The 16,780-nt window shown below is 37.7% G+C and carries 18 protein-coding genes; 9 read left to right on the top strand and 9 right to left on the bottom strand.

What is annotated here, in order from left to right; all coding sequences use genetic code 11:
* From M0Q17_RS02435 to M0Q17_RS02410, 6 genes are read right to left on the bottom strand one after another with little or no spacing between them, the layout of a single operon-like run.
* Nucleotides 1-1,542 carry a hypothetical protein gene (locus M0Q17_RS02435; RefSeq protein WP_295082928.1) on the bottom strand — a complete coding sequence of 514 codons (1,542 nt, stop codon included), beginning with the start codon at nt 1,540-1,542 and terminating at the stop codon, nt 1-3.
* Entirely contained in the window at nt 1,526-2,149 is a 624-nt protein-coding gene (locus tag M0Q17_RS02430) for an ABC transporter ATP-binding protein (RefSeq protein WP_295082926.1), read from the bottom strand. Before M0Q17_RS02430 ends, M0Q17_RS02435 begins: the two co-directional genes overlap by 17 nt.
* Nucleotides 2,146-3,219: an ABC transporter permease gene (locus M0Q17_RS02425; protein ID WP_295082924.1), complete on the bottom strand. Its 1,074-nt coding sequence runs from the start codon at nt 3,217-3,219 to the stop codon at nt 2,146-2,148. Before M0Q17_RS02425 ends, M0Q17_RS02430 begins: the two co-directional genes overlap by 4 nt.
* Nucleotides 3,216-3,686: a hypothetical protein gene (locus M0Q17_RS02420; RefSeq protein ID WP_295082922.1), complete on the bottom strand. Its 471-nt coding sequence runs from the start codon at nt 3,684-3,686 to the stop codon at nt 3,216-3,218. Before M0Q17_RS02420 ends, M0Q17_RS02425 begins: the two co-directional genes overlap by 4 nt.
* 43 nt (nt 3,687-3,729) lie before the next feature.
* Entirely contained in the window at nt 3,730-4,476 is a 747-nt protein-coding gene (locus M0Q17_RS02415) for a metallophosphoesterase (RefSeq protein ID WP_295082920.1), read from the bottom strand.
* 11 nt (nt 4,477-4,487) lie between these two features.
* Nucleotides 4,488-5,117 carry a DUF3313 family protein gene (locus M0Q17_RS02410; RefSeq protein ID WP_295082918.1) on the bottom strand — a complete coding sequence of 210 codons (630 nt, stop codon included), beginning with the start codon at nt 5,115-5,117 and terminating at the stop codon, nt 4,488-4,490.
* A gap of 151 nt (nt 5,118-5,268) precedes the next feature.
* Here M0Q17_RS02410 and M0Q17_RS02405 point away from each other — a divergent pair, with 151 nt between their 5' ends.
* The 7 genes from M0Q17_RS02405 to M0Q17_RS02375 all read left to right on the top strand — a co-directional run bounded on the left by M0Q17_RS02405 (nt 5,269) and on the right by M0Q17_RS02375 (nt 11,639).
* Nucleotides 5,269-5,859, top strand: coding sequence for a hypothetical protein (locus M0Q17_RS02405; RefSeq protein WP_295082916.1), 591 nt, complete (start codon nt 5,269-5,271; stop codon nt 5,857-5,859).
* A gap of 176 nt (nt 5,860-6,035) precedes the next feature.
* On the top strand, nt 6,036-8,258 hold the full coding sequence (topA, locus tag M0Q17_RS02400; RefSeq protein ID WP_295082914.1) for a type I DNA topoisomerase: 2,223 nt from the start codon (nt 6,036-6,038) through the stop codon (nt 8,256-8,258).
* A 9-nt stretch (nt 8,259-8,267) separates the two neighbouring features.
* Entirely contained in the window at nt 8,268-8,789 is a 522-nt protein-coding gene (locus tag M0Q17_RS02395; protein ID WP_295082913.1) for a YfcE family phosphodiesterase, read from the top strand.
* The gene (locus M0Q17_RS02390) at nt 8,786-9,631 is read left to right on the top strand and encodes a biotin synthase (RefSeq protein WP_295082911.1); all 846 of its coding nucleotides are present in this window, start codon (nt 8,786-8,788) and stop codon (nt 9,629-9,631) included. The genes M0Q17_RS02395 and M0Q17_RS02390 overlap by 4 nt, the downstream gene beginning before the upstream one ends.
* 4 nt (nt 9,632-9,635) lie before the next feature.
* On the top strand, nt 9,636-10,808 hold the full coding sequence (locus M0Q17_RS02385; RefSeq protein ID WP_295082909.1) for a cation:proton antiporter: 1,173 nt from the start codon (nt 9,636-9,638) through the stop codon (nt 10,806-10,808).
* Nucleotides 10,795-11,238, top strand: a complete 444-nt coding sequence (locus M0Q17_RS02380) for a hypothetical protein (protein WP_295082907.1) — start codon at nt 10,795-10,797, stop codon at nt 11,236-11,238. Before M0Q17_RS02385 ends, M0Q17_RS02380 begins: the two co-directional genes overlap by 14 nt.
* Nucleotides 11,235-11,639 (top strand): thioredoxin family protein, encoded by a 405-nt coding sequence (locus M0Q17_RS02375; RefSeq protein ID WP_295082905.1) that lies wholly within the window; start codon nt 11,235-11,237, stop codon nt 11,637-11,639. The genes M0Q17_RS02380 and M0Q17_RS02375 overlap by 4 nt, the downstream gene beginning before the upstream one ends.
* A 16-nt stretch (nt 11,640-11,655) precedes the next feature.
* On the opposite strand, the gene M0Q17_RS02370 is transcribed toward M0Q17_RS02375, so the two are convergent.
* Nucleotides 11,656-12,609, bottom strand: a complete 954-nt coding sequence (locus M0Q17_RS02370) for an NAD(P)-binding domain-containing protein (RefSeq protein ID WP_295082903.1) — start codon at nt 12,607-12,609, stop codon at nt 11,656-11,658.
* A gap of 136 nt (nt 12,610-12,745) precedes the next feature.
* On the opposite strand from M0Q17_RS02370, the gene M0Q17_RS02365 reads away from it, so the two are divergent.
* Together M0Q17_RS02365 and asnB are read left to right on the top strand one after the other, a co-directional pair.
* Nucleotides 12,746-13,345, top strand: a complete 600-nt coding sequence (locus tag M0Q17_RS02365) for a class I SAM-dependent methyltransferase (RefSeq protein WP_295082901.1) — start codon at nt 12,746-12,748, stop codon at nt 13,343-13,345.
* Nucleotides 13,345-15,150, top strand: coding sequence for an asparagine synthase (glutamine-hydrolyzing) (gene asnB / locus M0Q17_RS02360; protein WP_295082900.1), 1,806 nt, complete (start codon nt 13,345-13,347; stop codon nt 15,148-15,150). The genes M0Q17_RS02365 and asnB overlap by 1 nt, the downstream gene beginning before the upstream one ends.
* Here the strand turns inward: asnB and M0Q17_RS02355 are convergent.
* Together M0Q17_RS02355 and M0Q17_RS02350 are read right to left on the bottom strand one after the other, a co-directional pair.
* On the bottom strand, nt 15,147-15,803 hold the full coding sequence (locus M0Q17_RS02355; RefSeq protein ID WP_295082898.1) for a carbonic anhydrase: 657 nt from the start codon (nt 15,801-15,803) through the stop codon (nt 15,147-15,149). The genes asnB and M0Q17_RS02355 overlap by 4 nt on opposite strands.
* Before the next feature lie 86 nt (nt 15,804-15,889).
* A complete protein-coding gene (locus M0Q17_RS02350; RefSeq protein WP_295082896.1) occupies nt 15,890-16,774 on the bottom strand; it encodes a methyltransferase domain-containing protein in 885 nt (294 codons plus the stop codon).
* Nucleotides 16,775-16,780: the final 6 nt, after the last annotated feature.

The following is a 16,780-nucleotide window of genomic DNA, read 5'->3' as shown; positions in this document are numbered from 1 at the left end:
TCATAGGCGGCTTCTAAAAACAAGGTATATAAGAGCATAAAAAATATCATAAAAACCTACAATAAGTCCCAGAGCGTCTATTGTCCCTAAATAAAATAGAGAGAAAAAGATGGTGCCTGTAATCAGGCGGGCGATAGAGGTGCAGTATGCCAAAAAATGTGCCTCTTTGGTTATTCCAGCCAGATGTAAAATACCAACAAAACCCATAAAACCAAAAACAAGGTAGTAGTACGGAGTGAAGTATAACCCTAAAAACTCAAACAGCACAGGCGCAGAGATAAAGAGTAAAAGTGCACCCAAACCATCTGACATAAAGCCGTTTATATGATACAACTCAAGCAAAGAAGGCTTTGGAATTTTTATCTTTTTTATAATAAAATAAATTAGACCCCCAACTGCCACTACTCCGCCAAAGAGGCGAATCCACCACATAGATATTACATCAACTGCGAAAACTCCCGCTTCATCAAAGCCTGCAAGTGAGAGCGCTACAAAGATAACTCCTATAACAAAAAGCCAAAAGTACATAAACTTATCCGGCAATTTGTAAAAATACTTCAAGATGCTAAGTGACATAAAAAATATACCTAGTCCGATGGCAACATGAGCATGAGCGACAATCAAATCATTTCTGTGAAATGGCCAGCGTATCTCGGGAATAAACAGTATATTTCCCTGAATCATTACAAACAAAAACGCCCAGATGGAGATTACAAGATAAGGTGTCTGTTTAAAAGTTATCTCTGCATCTCTGCACCACTTAATCAAAAGCGGAGCATAGGCAAATGTCAACCATTGATAAACCCACTCCTCCCCGTACGAGAGTTCCCCTCTAAATATTCGAGTACCCACAGAGAGCGCATATCCGGCAAGCGGAATTATCCAAAAAAGATGCCATTTTGGGGTAAAACTCTCTTTTGCGTGTAGCTTTATCATAAGATAAAAAAGCGGAATAAGCGTAAAACTCATCCCTAGAGTATTGTCTCCATGAGGTCCGATTAATGTTTTTTCAACCTGTCCGAAAGTGGGGTTCATTAGAACAAGAAGCGATATAGGAGCAACAAACAGAAGCGTTTTGGAGACTTTTACCCATAACGGCGTAATCTTATAATGCTTTATTGTTTTAAATATGGCAACTATATAAAAAATTCCAGAAGCCACAAGTATAAAATTTAACTCATAAGCAAAATCATAAAAAGGCAAGCCCCTTTGAACTCCGAGTAAAATAGAGACAACAGCCATAAAAAGAAATAGATGCCACAATAAAAAGTAGTTTTTAAGCGGCTCTACAGCTTGGCTTAAATCAAGCTTATCTTTTGCAAAAAGTGCAAAAGGAAGCAGCGACAAAGCAAGCATTATGGGACCATAAAGCATTAGCGTAATATGCAGAGAACGAGTAGTCGAAGCATTTAAAAGCGTAGAGTCTAAGAGTGAAAAGCCCAACATCTGAGCCCCATAGATAACCCCTACTACAATAGAGCCTAAAAATATAAATGCCCAAATAGGCATAACTAAATCTACTAGTTTATAAAATTTGTCCATCTTTTAACCTGATTATTTGAGTTGCATAATTCTCTATCCGCATATCATGAGATGCAACTACTACTGTAGTGCCATTTTTTAGAGCATCTGCTAAAAGTCCATAAACTATTGTTGAGTTTTTTGAATCCAAACTGCCTGTCGGCTCATCTGCAAATATGATTTTTGGCTCATTAACAAGCGCTCTTGCAAGAGCCACCCGCTGTCTCTGCCCGCCTGAAATCTCATTTGGATAACGCGCTGAGAGTTCCAAAATACCGAGTTTCTTAAGTATTTTTTTTATATTGTGCTTTTTATCATCTAGTGCGGCTAATACTATGTTTTCATAGACGCTTAGATAGTTTATGAGATAGTGAAACTGAAAAACAAATCCTACTTTGCTTTGACGAAAATAATCTATATTTTTAATTTTATCAACCGACTCACCATCTATCAAAAGCTCTCCGCTTGATGGTTTTAAAAGAGTTGAGAGAATAGAGAGGAGTGTTGATTTTCCACTTCCGCTCTCTCCACTTAAAAATAAAAACTCACCTCCCTTAATCTCAAACGAGAGATCAAAAAGAACCTGCTCAGCTCCGTAAAAGTGTGAAACATGTGATGCTTTTATCATGCACATCCTTGATTTATAAGAAGTATCGGGTCTGTTTTAGAAGCTATCCAAGCCGGTACCAGTGAGCCCAGAAGAGCCATAAAAAGTGTTGAAGCCAGAACATAAATGGCAGTAGAGAGCGAAAGAGTACCATTTACATACCCCTGAAGCATCTCTATATGCGGTAGCAAAGCCAAGATGCCAAGACTTAGAAGAAGAGCAAACAAGTAAGCAGAAACACTCATTATAAACGTCTCAAAAAAGAGATTTTTAATGATAAAAAACCGACTTTTACCAAGTGCGCGCATAATACCAAACTCCTCTTTTCGTGAGTTAACAATCATGCTCATAACCGAAGCAATTCCCATTAGCCCCATAGCAAAAGCGAGTGTCGAGATTACAAGAGATGAGTTTTCAATGATTTTAAACTGGTTATACTCTTTTACAAAATTCTGCGTAGTCTTTACCTCTATCTCATCATCAAGCAGAGCGATTTTTTTTGCGATATTATCTGTATTGTTTGGCGAATCAGAAGTGACTAAAATAAAAGAAGCAGAGCGGTTAAAAAGTCTCCCTGCATCCTCTATATTCATAACAACGCCACCCTCTTCAAAGCCTATCTCGCTACTAAAGATGCCTGAGATTTTAAAACGCTTGTTCCCTATATTTACACTTTGCGATGCAAACTGCTTAGCCAGATTTGCACCCAAAATAACTTCGCCATCCTTTGGATACTCTCCCCTTGAGAGCTTATAGTGTGAAAAATGATTTGCTGTTGTACCGTAAATTCCGGCTATTGGAATATGCCCTATCGGGGAAGCCCCTACTATCATTCCATAGCTTGATGCTACACTCTCTAGCTTATCTATCTTTTTAATTAAGCCGATATCAACATTTGAAAAAAAGGTGTCTGAGATGCCTTTTTGAGTAATGATAATATCTCCATCAGTTTTTATCATCTTCGAGTACATCCCAATTACACCCTGAGATACCGAACTTATAAGAAAAATGGCCATTACCGCGATGGTAATGGATGAAAATATTAAAAGGCTTTTAAAAGGGGTTTTTCTGAGTGCTTTTAGCGATATCACTTCTCAATCGCTGCTTTGAGTTCTTGTTTTGAAGAGATAAAAGATATCTCTTTGATTTTTGAATCCTCTACACGAAGCAGAGTAATTTTCTCCTCTTTGTTTGGAATACTGTTTTGGAACTTATCTCCATAGTGCAGGTAGATAAGATGTTTATATTTTTGAAGTTTTGGCAAAGCAAACATACTCGTAATAATGGACGGCATTTTGTTTATGTCTGCTATAAATATAGAGTTATGCTTTAAAAGATAAAACTTATTTTGAGTATCAAGATATTCGTTGATTAAAGCTCCTGTATCTTTATCAAAAGCAACTATTACCAACTTTGTTTTTTGCGGTATCTTCATCTGACGACCTGTCGGAGTCTCATACTTAAAGTTGTCCAACACGTTTAATGGGGAGTCTATTTTTATAGAATCTGCGCCTAATAAAGCAGCGCTTATGGTTAAAGCTGCTAAAAATTTATTCATTTTTTTCCTTGAATTAATAAAATAAAATTATACTACCATTATGTTAATTGATAGTAAAAACCGGTATTTGAGATGAAACTCTGTACCTGACATTAACACCCCAGTATCCAAGCCCTCTGCAGACATAAAGAAGCGTATTTTTATGCTTATACTCTCCCGATATATAGGGTTGAAAATATTTAACAACAATGCTAAGAGGGTATATCTGTCCGCCATGAGTATGTCCGCTGAGTTGAATATCTACGCGAAAATCATCTATATGTGAGATATCTTTTGGTTGATGCGTTAGCAGTATTGTAGATACGTCAGGATTTAGTTCTAAAAAAAGCTCTTTTATGGGTCGTTTGATTCCGCGCACAAAACTATATCTATCACTAAGCCCTACTAGCTGTAAAAGAGAGCCTTTTATCTTCAGCTCTACTATTTTATTATCAAGACAGACGACTCCGCTCTCTTGCATTATAATTTTGAGCTCTTTTGGACCATAAAAAATATCATGATTTCCGCTCACATAATATGATGGCACTTCAAGCTCCCTAAAGCATCCAAGATGCTCTTTTACAAGCAAGGCGGAGGTTTGAAGTATATCTCCGCTAAAGAGAAGAAGATCAGGTTTTATCTTGTTTATCTTTTCTACAAGAGTTCTAAGATAATCAACTTTGACATTTCTGCCAAGGTGAAGATCAGATAGCTGAACTATACGCAATCCCTTTAAAGAAGCGCAGAAAGTATCGCTCTTTAATGCAACCTCCTCAAAAGGAAAATGCTTCCAGCCGACTTGCAAAGACACGCTACTTCAACCTAGTTGGCAAGATAGTTTTTAACAAGCTCTATCCATGCATCAAGTGCAGGTTTCATAGCTTCAAGGTCCAAAGTATCGCCATTTAATATAATTTTTTTATCTTTTATTATATCCATGCTCTCTATCAACACTTCATCCGTTGTAGCATCGACAATACGCTTCTCGCCTAACATTCTTACATTTTCATCTATATAGGAGTTGTAAGATGTTACGGTAATATCCATCGCTATTGGCGAAAATTGATTCCATTTTTTATCATCAAAGTGCACCTCTACCGCCGAGACTGCCGACTCAAATATCAGGGTATCCACTCCTTTTTTCTCTACTACTTTGTATACAGAGCTGTTTTTAATTTCTCTTTTATATCCCTCATCTAAATAGTCTGAAATCTCTTTGTAGAGTCTCTTTTGTGAGGCTGTCTGCTCTTTAGGCGCAATTGCAGATATTACTTGAGTCGGAGCAATTAAAATAGTTTTGTACTTTGAGAGCTTAACCTTATCTACACTTTTTAATTGCGTATAATCTTTGAAAAATCCACTATTTTTGGCATCAACACTCTTAAGTGCACAGCCACTCATTAAAAACATTAGTCCAAAAACAATCACGCCAAATACTGCTCGTAGTTTCAATTTAATCCTTTGTCGGCAAAACGCCTGTTATTATATTTTCACAATAATAACATTATAGATTAAAATCTGTCTATAGCTTAAAGTTTATCTATTTTAATAAATTATGTTATTATTATTTACAAATTAAGAGTACCCGCTTAAGGTTGGCATAATGAAACATTTAAAATTAGTTCTGGCTCTTCTTCTTATTGCTGTTCTCTTTTCAGGCTTTTGGTCCGGTAAAAGTAAGCGTGAAATCAGAGAAGAGAACAGGCTTGAGAGAGTAAACCGTATCGTATCTAGTAATCAAACTATGCAACTGCTATATAAATATGCACCTGAAGCAAAAAAGATAGTGCTTCGCTCTTACGGGTATGCAACGTTTAGTAATGTTGGGGTCAACCTTGTTTTTTTATCGGCAGAAGGCGGAAAAGGTCTTGCCCACAATAACAAAACAGGAATAAACACTTATATGAATATGGCATCTGGAGGTGTTGGCTTTGGTCTTGGCATCAAGGATTTCAGAGCAGTTTTTTTATTTGAAAATAAAAAAGTATATGATACCTTTGTTAACTCTGGCTGGGAAGCAAATGCGCAGGCTGATGCTGCTGCTAAGTATGAGGAGAGAGGGGGTTCTGCAAATGCAGCTGTTACGGTTGCACCGGGAATACGACTCTATAAAATGACGCAAAACGGCTTAGCTCTGCAAGCTACCATTCAAGGAACTAAATATTGGAAAGATGAAGAGTTAAACAAAAATTAATTTTTCTCAAAAATAAAATAACCCCGCTAAAACTACAAACTAGATTAAATCTAGTTTGTGAAGCTTAGATGCAAGTCACTTTTTTTCTATTTTCTCTTTTTATACTTTTTTTGCTACACTTGCAAACTTAAAAATTACTACACTATATATAATGTATAGCGCAACAGGAAAATTATTTGAACTTAATTATCGTCGAATCACCCGCTAAAGCTAAGACTATTAAAAACTTTCTCGGTAAAGATTATGAGGTCATCGCTTCAAAAGGACATATACGAGACCTTCCAAAATCTCGTTTTGGAATTAGCGTGGATGAAGACAATCATCTCGTTCCCGTGTACAGTGTCGCAAAAGAGAATGCCGCAACAGTCAAAGAGATAAATGCTTTGGCAAAAAAGAGTGATACGATATATATCGCGACCGATGAGGACCGCGAGGGAGAAGCTATAGGGTGGCACATAGCTCATGCTATAAAAAGAGACCCTCTTACGCTTCCTAGAATAGTATTTCATGAGATAACAAAAACTGCGATAAATAATGCCCTGCAAAATGCCCGTAAAATAGACATGGATATGGTAAATGCTCAACAAGCTCGCCGTATTCTTGACCGTGTCGTAGGCTACAAACTCTCTCCACTTCTAAGCTCAAAGATACAAAAAGGACTCTCAGCAGGTCGTGTTCAATCCTCAACACTAAAACTTGTAGTAGATCGCGAGCGTGAGATAAAAGCGTTTATTCCCGAAGAGTATTGGACAATAGATACACTTTTTAAAAAAGATATAGAAGCGACTCTTATAGAGCATAAACAGGACAAACTCTCAAAACTCTCAATTACAAATAAAAAACAAGCAGACTCAATAGTAGAAAGTGTCAAAGCCGACTCCTTTGTTATATCAAAAATTGAGACAAAAGAGAGAAAAAGCTCAACTCCGCCGCCATTTATGACATCTACTCTTCAACAAACTGCATCAAGCAAACTAGGATTTACCCCTAAAAAAACAATGATGGTAGCGCAAGCTCTCTATGAGGGCGTAAAAACTCCAAGCGGAACAAGCGGTGTTATTACCTACATGAGAACGGACTCTCTCAACCTTGCACAGGAGTCTTTAAGCGCTGTTCGCGGCGTAATTGAGAGCAGATTTGGCAAAGAATATCTTCCTAATGAGCCTAAAATTTATACAAAAAAAGCAAAAGGCGCGCAAGAAGCACACGAAGCAATCCGCCCGACTATGTTACAGTTTACCCCAGAGGTCGCGCAGAGTTTTTTAAAGCCTGATGAGATTAAACTCTACCGTCTAATATATGAGAGATTTATGGCATGTCAGATGAATGATGCCATCTTTGAGCAACAGAGCATTATCTTTAGCGGCAAAGAGAACGAGTACAGAGCAAGTGGAAGAAAGCTCATTTTTGACGGTTTTTATGCACTAACGGGAGCAGAAGACAAAGACAAACTTCTTCCGACGCTTAAAGAGGGCGAAGCAGCCGAAATACAAAAAGTAAAACAAGAGCAGCACTTTACAGAACCGCCAGCTCGTTACTCTGAAGCTGCGCTCATCAAAAAACTAGAAAGCGAGGGAATCGGTCGTCCCTCAACCTATGCTCCAACTATTGCAACTCTTAGCAGCAGAACTTATGTGACTATTGAAAAAAAGCAGATTATTCCTACAGAGATGGCATTTACCGTCACGGAGATTTTAGAGAAAAATTTTGCAAATATAGTCGATGTCTCCTTTACTGCAAACATGGAGGAGAAGCTTGATGAAGTAGCAGAGGGACAGAATGATTGGCAGAAGCTTTTAAGCGATTTTTACTTCCCGTTTTTAGAGCAGGTAGAAGAGGGTAAAAATAAAATAGTATCGCTAAAAGTTGCAAAACCTCTTGGTCGTGCTTGTCCTAAATGTGCAGAGGAGCTACTTCTTCGTTCAGGAAGATTTGGAGAGTTTATCGCATGTAGCGGCTTTCCAAAGTGTAAATATACTGAACAGGTCGAAGGTAGTGAGGAGGACAAAGGGCAGGCAAACTCTGAGTCAAGCGATGAGATATGCGATAAGTGCGGCAAAGCGATGGTTGTAAAAAGCGGCAGAAACGGTCAGTTTTTAGCATGTAGCGGCTACCCTGAGTGCAAAAACACAAAAAGCATAAACATAGAGGAGAAAATAAGCGAGACTCCATGTCCTGATTGTGGCGGCAAAATAAGCCTTAAAAACTCAAGACGAGGTCCATTTTGGGGGTGTGAGAACTATCCTAAATGTACATTTATCTCAAAGTTTGAACCAACAACTATAAAATGCAAAGAAAAGAGTTGCGGCGGCGCTTTGGCAAGAAGAACCTATAGAGCAAAAGAGGTTTATGAGTGCATAAAGTGTAAAGCACGAACGCCGATTGAAGATATAGAGTAAAAATAGATTATGAAAATAGGCATCATTGCAGACACTCACACAAAGGTAAAAAAAGCCAGAAGAGCGATAGATTCTCTCATGGCCGACGGTGCCGAGTTTATGCTCCATGCGGGCGATATAGTAGATGTGGAAGTGCTTCATCTTCTGCATAAAAGCGGCATCAGATATGAAGCGGTTTATGGGAATAATGATGCCCATTTGGCAAAGTTTCACGACGAGTTTAATCTAGTTCAAGAGCCATACTACTTTAAGCTTGCAAATACAAAATTCAAGCTTATGCATCTCCCTTTTTATATGACTCCAGACACAGATGTTATAATATTTGCTCATACTCACGAGTTTTTTATAGAGTTTGTTAACAACACCCTCTTTTTGAACCCCGGGGAGGTGTGTGCTAGAAATAAACCCCTCTCTGAGTGGGCGATGCTGGAGATAAAAGAGAGTGAGTTTATACTAACAAGGTACACAAGAGCCAACAAAAGTGACGAGATAAAAAAAGAAGAGTTTAGACACACAAGGCAAACCCCATGAATAAAGAGATATTTTTATGCTCAATCTGCAACATAAACAGCGGTACCTGTAATGAAGATTGTAAGTTTTGTTCTCAAAGCGTACGCTATAAAGCAGATATAGAACGGTATAAACAAAAAGATATGGAGCTTATTTTAAAAGAGGCAAAAACTGCATATGCAAATGGCGCCTTGGGATTTTGTCTTGTAAGCGCAGATAAAGGTCTAAATGAAAAAATTCTCTCTTTTGTCTGCTCTATTGCTGAAATTTTGACAAAAGAGGTGCCGCATCTTAGACTAATCGCCTGCAACGGCACCGCAACACTTGAACAACTTCTTACTCTTAAAAAAGCGGGCATAAAAGCATATAACCACAATCTTGAAACCTCAAGAAAGCACTATGAAAAAGTCTGTACAACACACTCTTGGGATGAGAGATATGAGACTTGTCAAAATGTAAATGAAGCGGGTTTAGTGCTTATTAGTGGCGGAATTTTCGGACTTGGGGAGAGCCATGAAGATAGAATAAATATGCTTGAGTCTTTAAAATCTTTAAATCCTGCATCTGTTCCTATAAATTTTTATCATCACAACGAAGCCCTTGAACTCGCTCCAAATCCGCTAAGTATTGAGGAGGCTCTATCTCTTATACAGCTTACTAGAGATATGCTTGATGCTGCCGAGCGCATAATGGTAGCAGGAGGTAGAGAGCTTATGTTTGGGCAAAGGCAGAGTGAGATTTTTTCACATGGCGCAAACTCCATAGTTATTGGAAATTATCTTACAACTAACGGGCGTGAGATGAACAAAGATTTAGAGATGCTAAAATCACTAAATCTAAATATAGCAAAAACGGTACGATAAACCAATGAATGAAAATGTCATACTAGTAGTAACTATTTCTCTTATAATCATATTTTCGCCTTTTTTTGCGAAGCTTTTAAAACTTCCAACTACCCCGATTGAGATTATCTTTGGAGCTGTTTTCGCTTATGCCGGCTTTTTACATGAGGAGCACCTTTTTAAAATAGTGGCAGAACTTGGATTTTTATATCTAATGTTTATCGCCGGAACTGAGATAAATCTAAAAAACACTCTCAAAACGCCAAAACAGTTAATAAATAAAATCATTCTCTATCTTGTTATCTTATACGCATTTTCTATTGCCCTCTCCCTCTACCTTAACCTTGGAAAGATATTTATGGTACTTATGCCGCTTATCTCTGTGGGGCTTATCGCAACGCTCTCAAAAGAGTACGGCAAAACTCCATGGCTCTCGCTCTCAATGACAGCAGGAGCAATAGGCGAGATAGTAAGCATCGGCTTTTTAACCCTAACCTCGGCAGCGCTGCAATCAGGCCTGGGGATGGGACTTGTTAAGACAATATTTGCGCTTGTGCTATTTTTGCTATTTATGTTTTTGCTATTTCGTGCAATGGAGCTTCTTTTTTGGTGGTTTCCGGAGGTATCAACATCTCTTATGCCTCATGATGACAACAAAGAGCAAGATATCAGGCTCTCCATGGGGATATTTTTTCTTCTTGTAGGTGCTATGCTCTACTTGCATCTAGAGCTTGCCTTTGGCGCGTTTTTAGCGGGAATATTTATTCCTACTTTTTTTGAGCATAAACATGAACTGCCCGAAAAACTCGCCTCCTTTGGTTTTGGGTTTTTAGTGCCTATATTTTTTATCCATATAGGAAGTTCTTTTAACCTTGAGATGCTCTTTGTGGATGGGCTTATACAAAAAGCACTCTTTATCACACTCGCAATGACGCTTATGAGAGTTGTGGCATCTCTTGTGTTTATAAAAGAGTTAAAGCTTATAGACTCCTTGCTTATGGGGCTTTCCCACTCCATGCCGCTAACACTACTCATCGCTATGGCAACCCTTGCTTATAATGCAAACAGTATAGATGAACTTCACTACTATGCACTTATTTTAGCTTCACTTTTTCAAGCAATTTCTATCATGATTATTATTAAACTTATAAATAACTACAAAATAAAGAAAATAGGAATCAAAAATGAAATTCACTAAAGTGTTTATATTTTTATCGCTATTTGCTATGTTTGTAAATGCACAAACACCCTTTGAACTAAGCGGTGTAAAAAGCTACTATCCCGTAGTAGAGTTAAACAGTGAGAAAATTGATAAAAAATATAAACAGCTCCTACTTGATATGATTGTACAAACATCTACAGAGCTTGGGATAAATACTCAAAACTTCTCTACAAGGTCGCTTGCATTTCTTGTTGGCTTTATAGGAGTGGGAGATACGATTGCACTAAAAATAGAGTTGATGCTAGGAGAGAGTGCAAAAAGACTCGACACAAAAGAAAATATTTTTGTTATCTCCTACATGAGCAGTAGGATTTTAGTTGTGGAAGAGTTAGAGAGTGACTTACTAGATAATGCGCAAGAACTTTTGTACAATTTTGCGCTGCAGTACAAGGAGGACAACTTATGAAAAAATTAGTAATTGTCATGACGCTAAGCTTAATACTTTTTGCTGAGGGATATAAAGAGTTTGCCAAAGAGATGGCGTATGAAACGGACTACAAAACGGCTCTTGAGAGAGCAAAAAAAGAGAAGAAAAACCTTATGGTTCTGATGATTACAAACTACTGCCCGTGGTGTAGCAAATTTGAGAAAAAAACGCTCATGGATAAAAATGTTGATGATAAAATAAAATCAAAGTATATCCCTCTTATCATCAACCGACAAGAGGAAAATTTTCCAAAATATCTCTATGCTCCAGTTGTTCCAGTTACATTTTTTGTGGAGCCGAACAAGGAGAAGATAACTCACGAGAGTATCGGATTTTCTAATAAAATAGATTTTTTAAACCTTTTAAACGTTTTAGAGTAGAGCCAAAAGCTCTATCTTACTCTTCCTTTTCCTGAATGTGGCAAGCGATGGCATAGCCATGATTTAAACCAAGAGCAATACTCCCGCCGCTCTCTTGCGTGATATCTCCAGCGACAAAAAGACCCTTTATATTTGTCTCATAATTCTCATCATGTACAGGCTTGCCGTCTTGCTCGTTTATACCGGAATTTGCTAAAAATGCACTCGGAGTCGTCCCACCTATTGCATAGATTACCCTATCGTAAATGCAAGGCTCTATCTCGTTAAAAATCACTTTTACTTTGCCCTCCTCTGCCTCAAGCGACTCTATATCAACCCCTAAAATCGGCTCAACCTCTTTGTGCATAATGGCATTTGCAATATCTCTTTGATTTGTAGGATTTGCGCGTCTAAACGTCTCTCTTCTGTAGCAAATTGCCACTTCATTGGCTACGCTTAAATCAATCGCATACTCGATTGCGCTATCGCCACCGCCTACTACTAAAATCTTTTCGCCGCCGCTGCAATCATCTAGGGTATAACCCACTCTTTTTTTAATCTCCAATGGAATCTTATAATCCGGCTTATTCGGTTTTCCCATTCTTCCAATAGTAACAACCACATACTTTGCAGTTATGCTCTGTCCTGCCATAAAAACTTCAAAATATCCATCTTTTTTAACTATACTTTGAACCTCAACATGTGTTTGAAGCTTTACGGAGTGATGCGCTATAATCTCGTCAAAAAAATCCAGCGTTGTCTCTTTTGTTCCATCAACAAAGTAGATTCTGCCATCAAGTTCAATTTTTTGACCCTTCCAATCCTTATCTACTCTTTTGTTCTCTTTGTAGTATTTGCGTATCGTTGAGTTATGGTTTTGATCTTTTTCCAGTAAAACAATATCTCTTATCCCCTGCAGATAGCTCTCAACAGCAGTAGCAATTCCAGCCGGACCGGCACCTATAATAGCGAGGTTATACATATGACTCATAACAATTCCTTATAACATATTGTCAACATTCTAACATAATAAAAAAGCAATCTAAATATATTTTATACTATAATTTAAAAATTAAATCTATTTTTTTGGAAAAAACAAACAATGACCTCTTTTTTAATTTTACAACATGCCACGCATTGACAGCCAAAAATTTTACTCCTCTGCCATAGATAAGTACGGCATCACCGCTAGAGGTGTAAATTGGCACTCAAAGGAGTCTCAAAAAATCAGGTTTGATGTTATCCTAGAGATGCTGCCGCAAAATATAAACTTATACACCATAGCAGATGCAGGGTGTGGGTTTGGCGATTTGTACACCTATATGTTAAAGAAGAAAAAAGCGCCTAAAAACTATGTCGGTATAGATTCTTTAGTAGATATGTACTCTATAGCAAGCGAAAACACAGGTTGTGAGATAGTTGTTGCCGACATCTGCAAAGACAAACTCCCCTCGGCTGATTACTATATTTGCAGCGGTGCCATGAATGTGCTTGAGGAGTTTGAAACACATCTTTTCATACGAAATTGCTATGCTGCCTCTCAAATAGGGTTTATCTTTAATGTTCTTCACGGAGATACAATCAGTGAAACCTATAACTACATGACAACTGCGCAAATAGAGCAGATTGCAAATGATTTGGGGGCATCAGCCCTAATAATGAAAGATGACTACATGCAAGACGATATAACAGTTCTATTTATAAAAAACAGTGAAGAATCTCTATAGTGTGCGCCGTTTTTGGTATCTTAGGCGAGTATAATGAGAGCAAAGCAAAAAAAGCGCTCTCGCTTTTAACTCACAGAGGTCCTGATTTCTGCGGAGTGGTGCAAAGAGAAAATCTTTTTTTTGCACATCATAGATTAAGTATAACAGACACTCACTCCCGCTCAAACCAACCGCTTCTACATGAGAAACTTTTGCTCTCATTTAACGGAGAAATTTATAACTTCAAAGAGTTAAGAGAAGAGCTAAAGAGTGAGTTTATTTTTAAAACACAAAGCGAGGGCGAAGTCATAATTGCCGCTTACTTGAAGTGGGGAGTGGAGTTTATAACACACTTACGCGGTATGTTTGTTATAGCTTTGTTAGATGATGGCACACTGTATCTTTTTCGCGACAGACTTGGAAAAAAGCCGCTCTTTTATATGCATGACAAAGCTTTTATTTTTGCCTCCGAGATAAAAGCCCTTGTGCCGTTTTTGCAAAAAATTGAGATGGACGAGGAAGCACTTCTTAGTTATCTCTCTTTTTTGGCTCCGACTCCGCCCTTTACCTTTTTTAAAAACATCAAAAAACTCGCAGCCGGAGAGTATCTTACTTTCAAAGATGGGCATATCGAAGTCAAAAGATATTTTGACCTGCTAGATGCAAAGCCAAACCTCATTACAGATAGGGATGAAGCAATTTATATGCTGGAAAATCTCCTTGAAGAGTCTATAAAACTCAGACTTCACTCTGATGCGCCGATGGCTTCACTGCTCTCAGGCGGAATTGATAGTGCTGCCATAAATGCTTATGCTCTCAAACAAGGAGTAAATTTGCAAACATATACTTTAGGTTATAAAGAGTTTGCAAAGTATGACGAGAGAGCTGATGCAAAAGAGAGTGCAGCGCTTTTGGGACTTAAAAACCAAGAAATAATTATCTCACAAAATGATTTTATGCTCTCAAGCGAAAAAGTTTTTGAGGCAATGGATGAGCCTCTAAATGACCCTGCCGCAGTTCCTCTTTACCTGCTGTTTGAGAGGATTAAACAAGATGGTATCAGAGTCGTTTTAAGCGGAGAGGGAAGTGATGAACTGTTTTTGGGTTACAAACAATATTTTGAGTATCTTGATGTGCAGAGTGCTTCAAAGCTGAAAAACAAAAACTGGCTAAAAAACTATTTTCACGCAAATTTCTCCATGAACAGAGAGTGGGAGAGATACAAAAGAGTTTTTGATAGCACTCTGCTGTTTCGAACTATAGGAGAGAGTTTTAGCGACCTTCAAAAAAATGCTCTAATGAGAAGAAACATACGAGACAACGAATCGCTGAAATATCTCAAGAGCTACAGAGAGAGATTTGAGAACTCTTTGCATCAAGATGAGAGCATCTGGTACAGCTACATAGACCTGAATCTTTTTCAGGCGGAGCATTTTTTAACAAAACTTGACCGTGTAAGTATGGCGCACTCTCTTGAAGCACGCACACCTTTTTTAGACCATAAACTTGCCTCTGCTGTTTTTACTATTGACCCGAAACTACGCTATGAAGATGGTGCTAGCAAGGCACTTTTGAAAAAAATTCTAAAACCGTTCCTAGATGAGAAGATACTCTCGCGTAAGAAAAAAGGGTTCTCAAATCCCTACATGGAGTATCTGGTAAATAGTAAAAAGATAGCGTTGATAAAAGAGGTTAATGAGCAGAGCGGCATGTTTAAAAAAGAGGCGCTTGAGGAGTACATACAAAAAGCCTCAAGAGGAGGCTTCAAACAACATGTTTGGGGACTTTACGTGCTGAGTGTCTGGATAAAAAAATGGCTTCTTTAATCCCTGTTTTTTAATGCGCTAAGCGCAACAAACTGTGAAATCTCTGGGTCGTAATACTCTATCTCTCCGCTTTCAATATCATAAATCCAACCATGAATTGCAATTTCGCCGCTATCGACTCTTTTTTTTACAGACGGATATGTCAAAAGATTTTCTAATTGAGAAATAACCGAGAGTTTTTCGGTAAGACGATACAAAGCATCTTTATCAGCTCTGAGTCCAAGAGCTAAAAGTGCTTGAGATTTCGCACGCTCTCCAAGTGTTAGCCATGTTTTGGTATGAACCAGCTCAGGGTTATGCTCGCATATTTTATTGTGTAAAGCCTTTATCGCTCCACAATCTGTGTGTCCGCAAACAATGATATTTTGTACCTCTAAGATAGTTACGGCATACTCTATAGCAGAAGCAGTAGAGTGAAAATCTTCATCGGGTTTGTAGGGTGCAACAAAGTTGCCGATGTTTCTAACAACAAACAAATCGCCCGGAGCACTGTTTGTCATCAAATCGGGTATGACTCTTGAATCTGAACAGCCTATATAAAGAGCTTTTGGCGTTTGACCTTTTTCGGCAAGCTCCAAAAACTCTTTTTCATGAGCTTTAAAATAGCTCTTTTGAAACAGTTCATTTCCTAGCATCAGACTATAATTATCCATATATAAGTCCTCATAATTTTTTTATAAAAAAGTATATCCAAATAAAAAAAATCAGCCTTATTATTTATACTCATTATTTAAACATCTTATATTTTTCTAGCGCTTAAAAAGAGATAATCCTTACCCGTCACGACCACTCTATACCTCTTTTGTTGCAGATACTTCTTACAAAAGTGTATATCTTTTAAAACCAAACTAAGCTCACTAAAGCTGTAGTTTGGGGCTTTTGCACCGTAGAGCATCTCTTTGTCTATCCATCTGCAGTTTGGAAAACCGAGTATAATCGCCCCACTGTTTTGTAAATAATTTTGATATATAGACATAAAAGTAGCATTGAACTCTATGTTAGAGCTTTGAAGTGTTCCAATGGAGACGATAAGGTCAAATTTTCCTAAGTTCAACTCCTTAAGTCTATTTATGTCATGGCAAAAAAACGTCACATTTTTATACGCTAAAAACTCTTTTTTCGCATACTCTATCGCCGACTCAGAGTAGTCGATGCCTACAAATTCTATATCTTCAAACTCTTTTTGCGTAAGCATCTCTTTTATAACCATAAACTCCTCGCCGCTGTTAACACCGAGATTTAGAACCCTCTTTTTACTTTTTATATCTATGAACTCTAATGCTTTTTGATAGTGGTATAAAAAACTAAACTGTGCTGTTTTATCGATACTAAAAAACTCACTCTCTACCCCATACTTTTCACTGCCTTTTTCTTGACTTTTATGAAAAGAGTTTTTAACATGCAGCTTTTGAAATCTTAAAATCGTAGTTCTTTCATCTTTTTTTACAGGAGTTAAAAGTTTCATAAAAAAGAGTTGCGCCAAGTCAACAAAAGTTTTAAAGCCTATTCTCTCTATATCAGACTCCAAAATTTCCACTTCTACAACTTCACCATCTTTTACACGCAAATTCTCAAAGCACTCAAGTATCTCTCTTGAAGTTTTATCTCTTAATTCAATTCTCATCAAAGG

The organism is Sulfurimonas sp. (assembly GCF_023229105.1).
Classification (GTDB): Bacteria; Campylobacterota; Campylobacteria; order Campylobacterales; family Sulfurimonadaceae; genus Sulfurimonas.
Note: the sequence above shows the minus strand (reverse complement) of the source record. Positions and strands in the feature narration are given on the sequence as shown.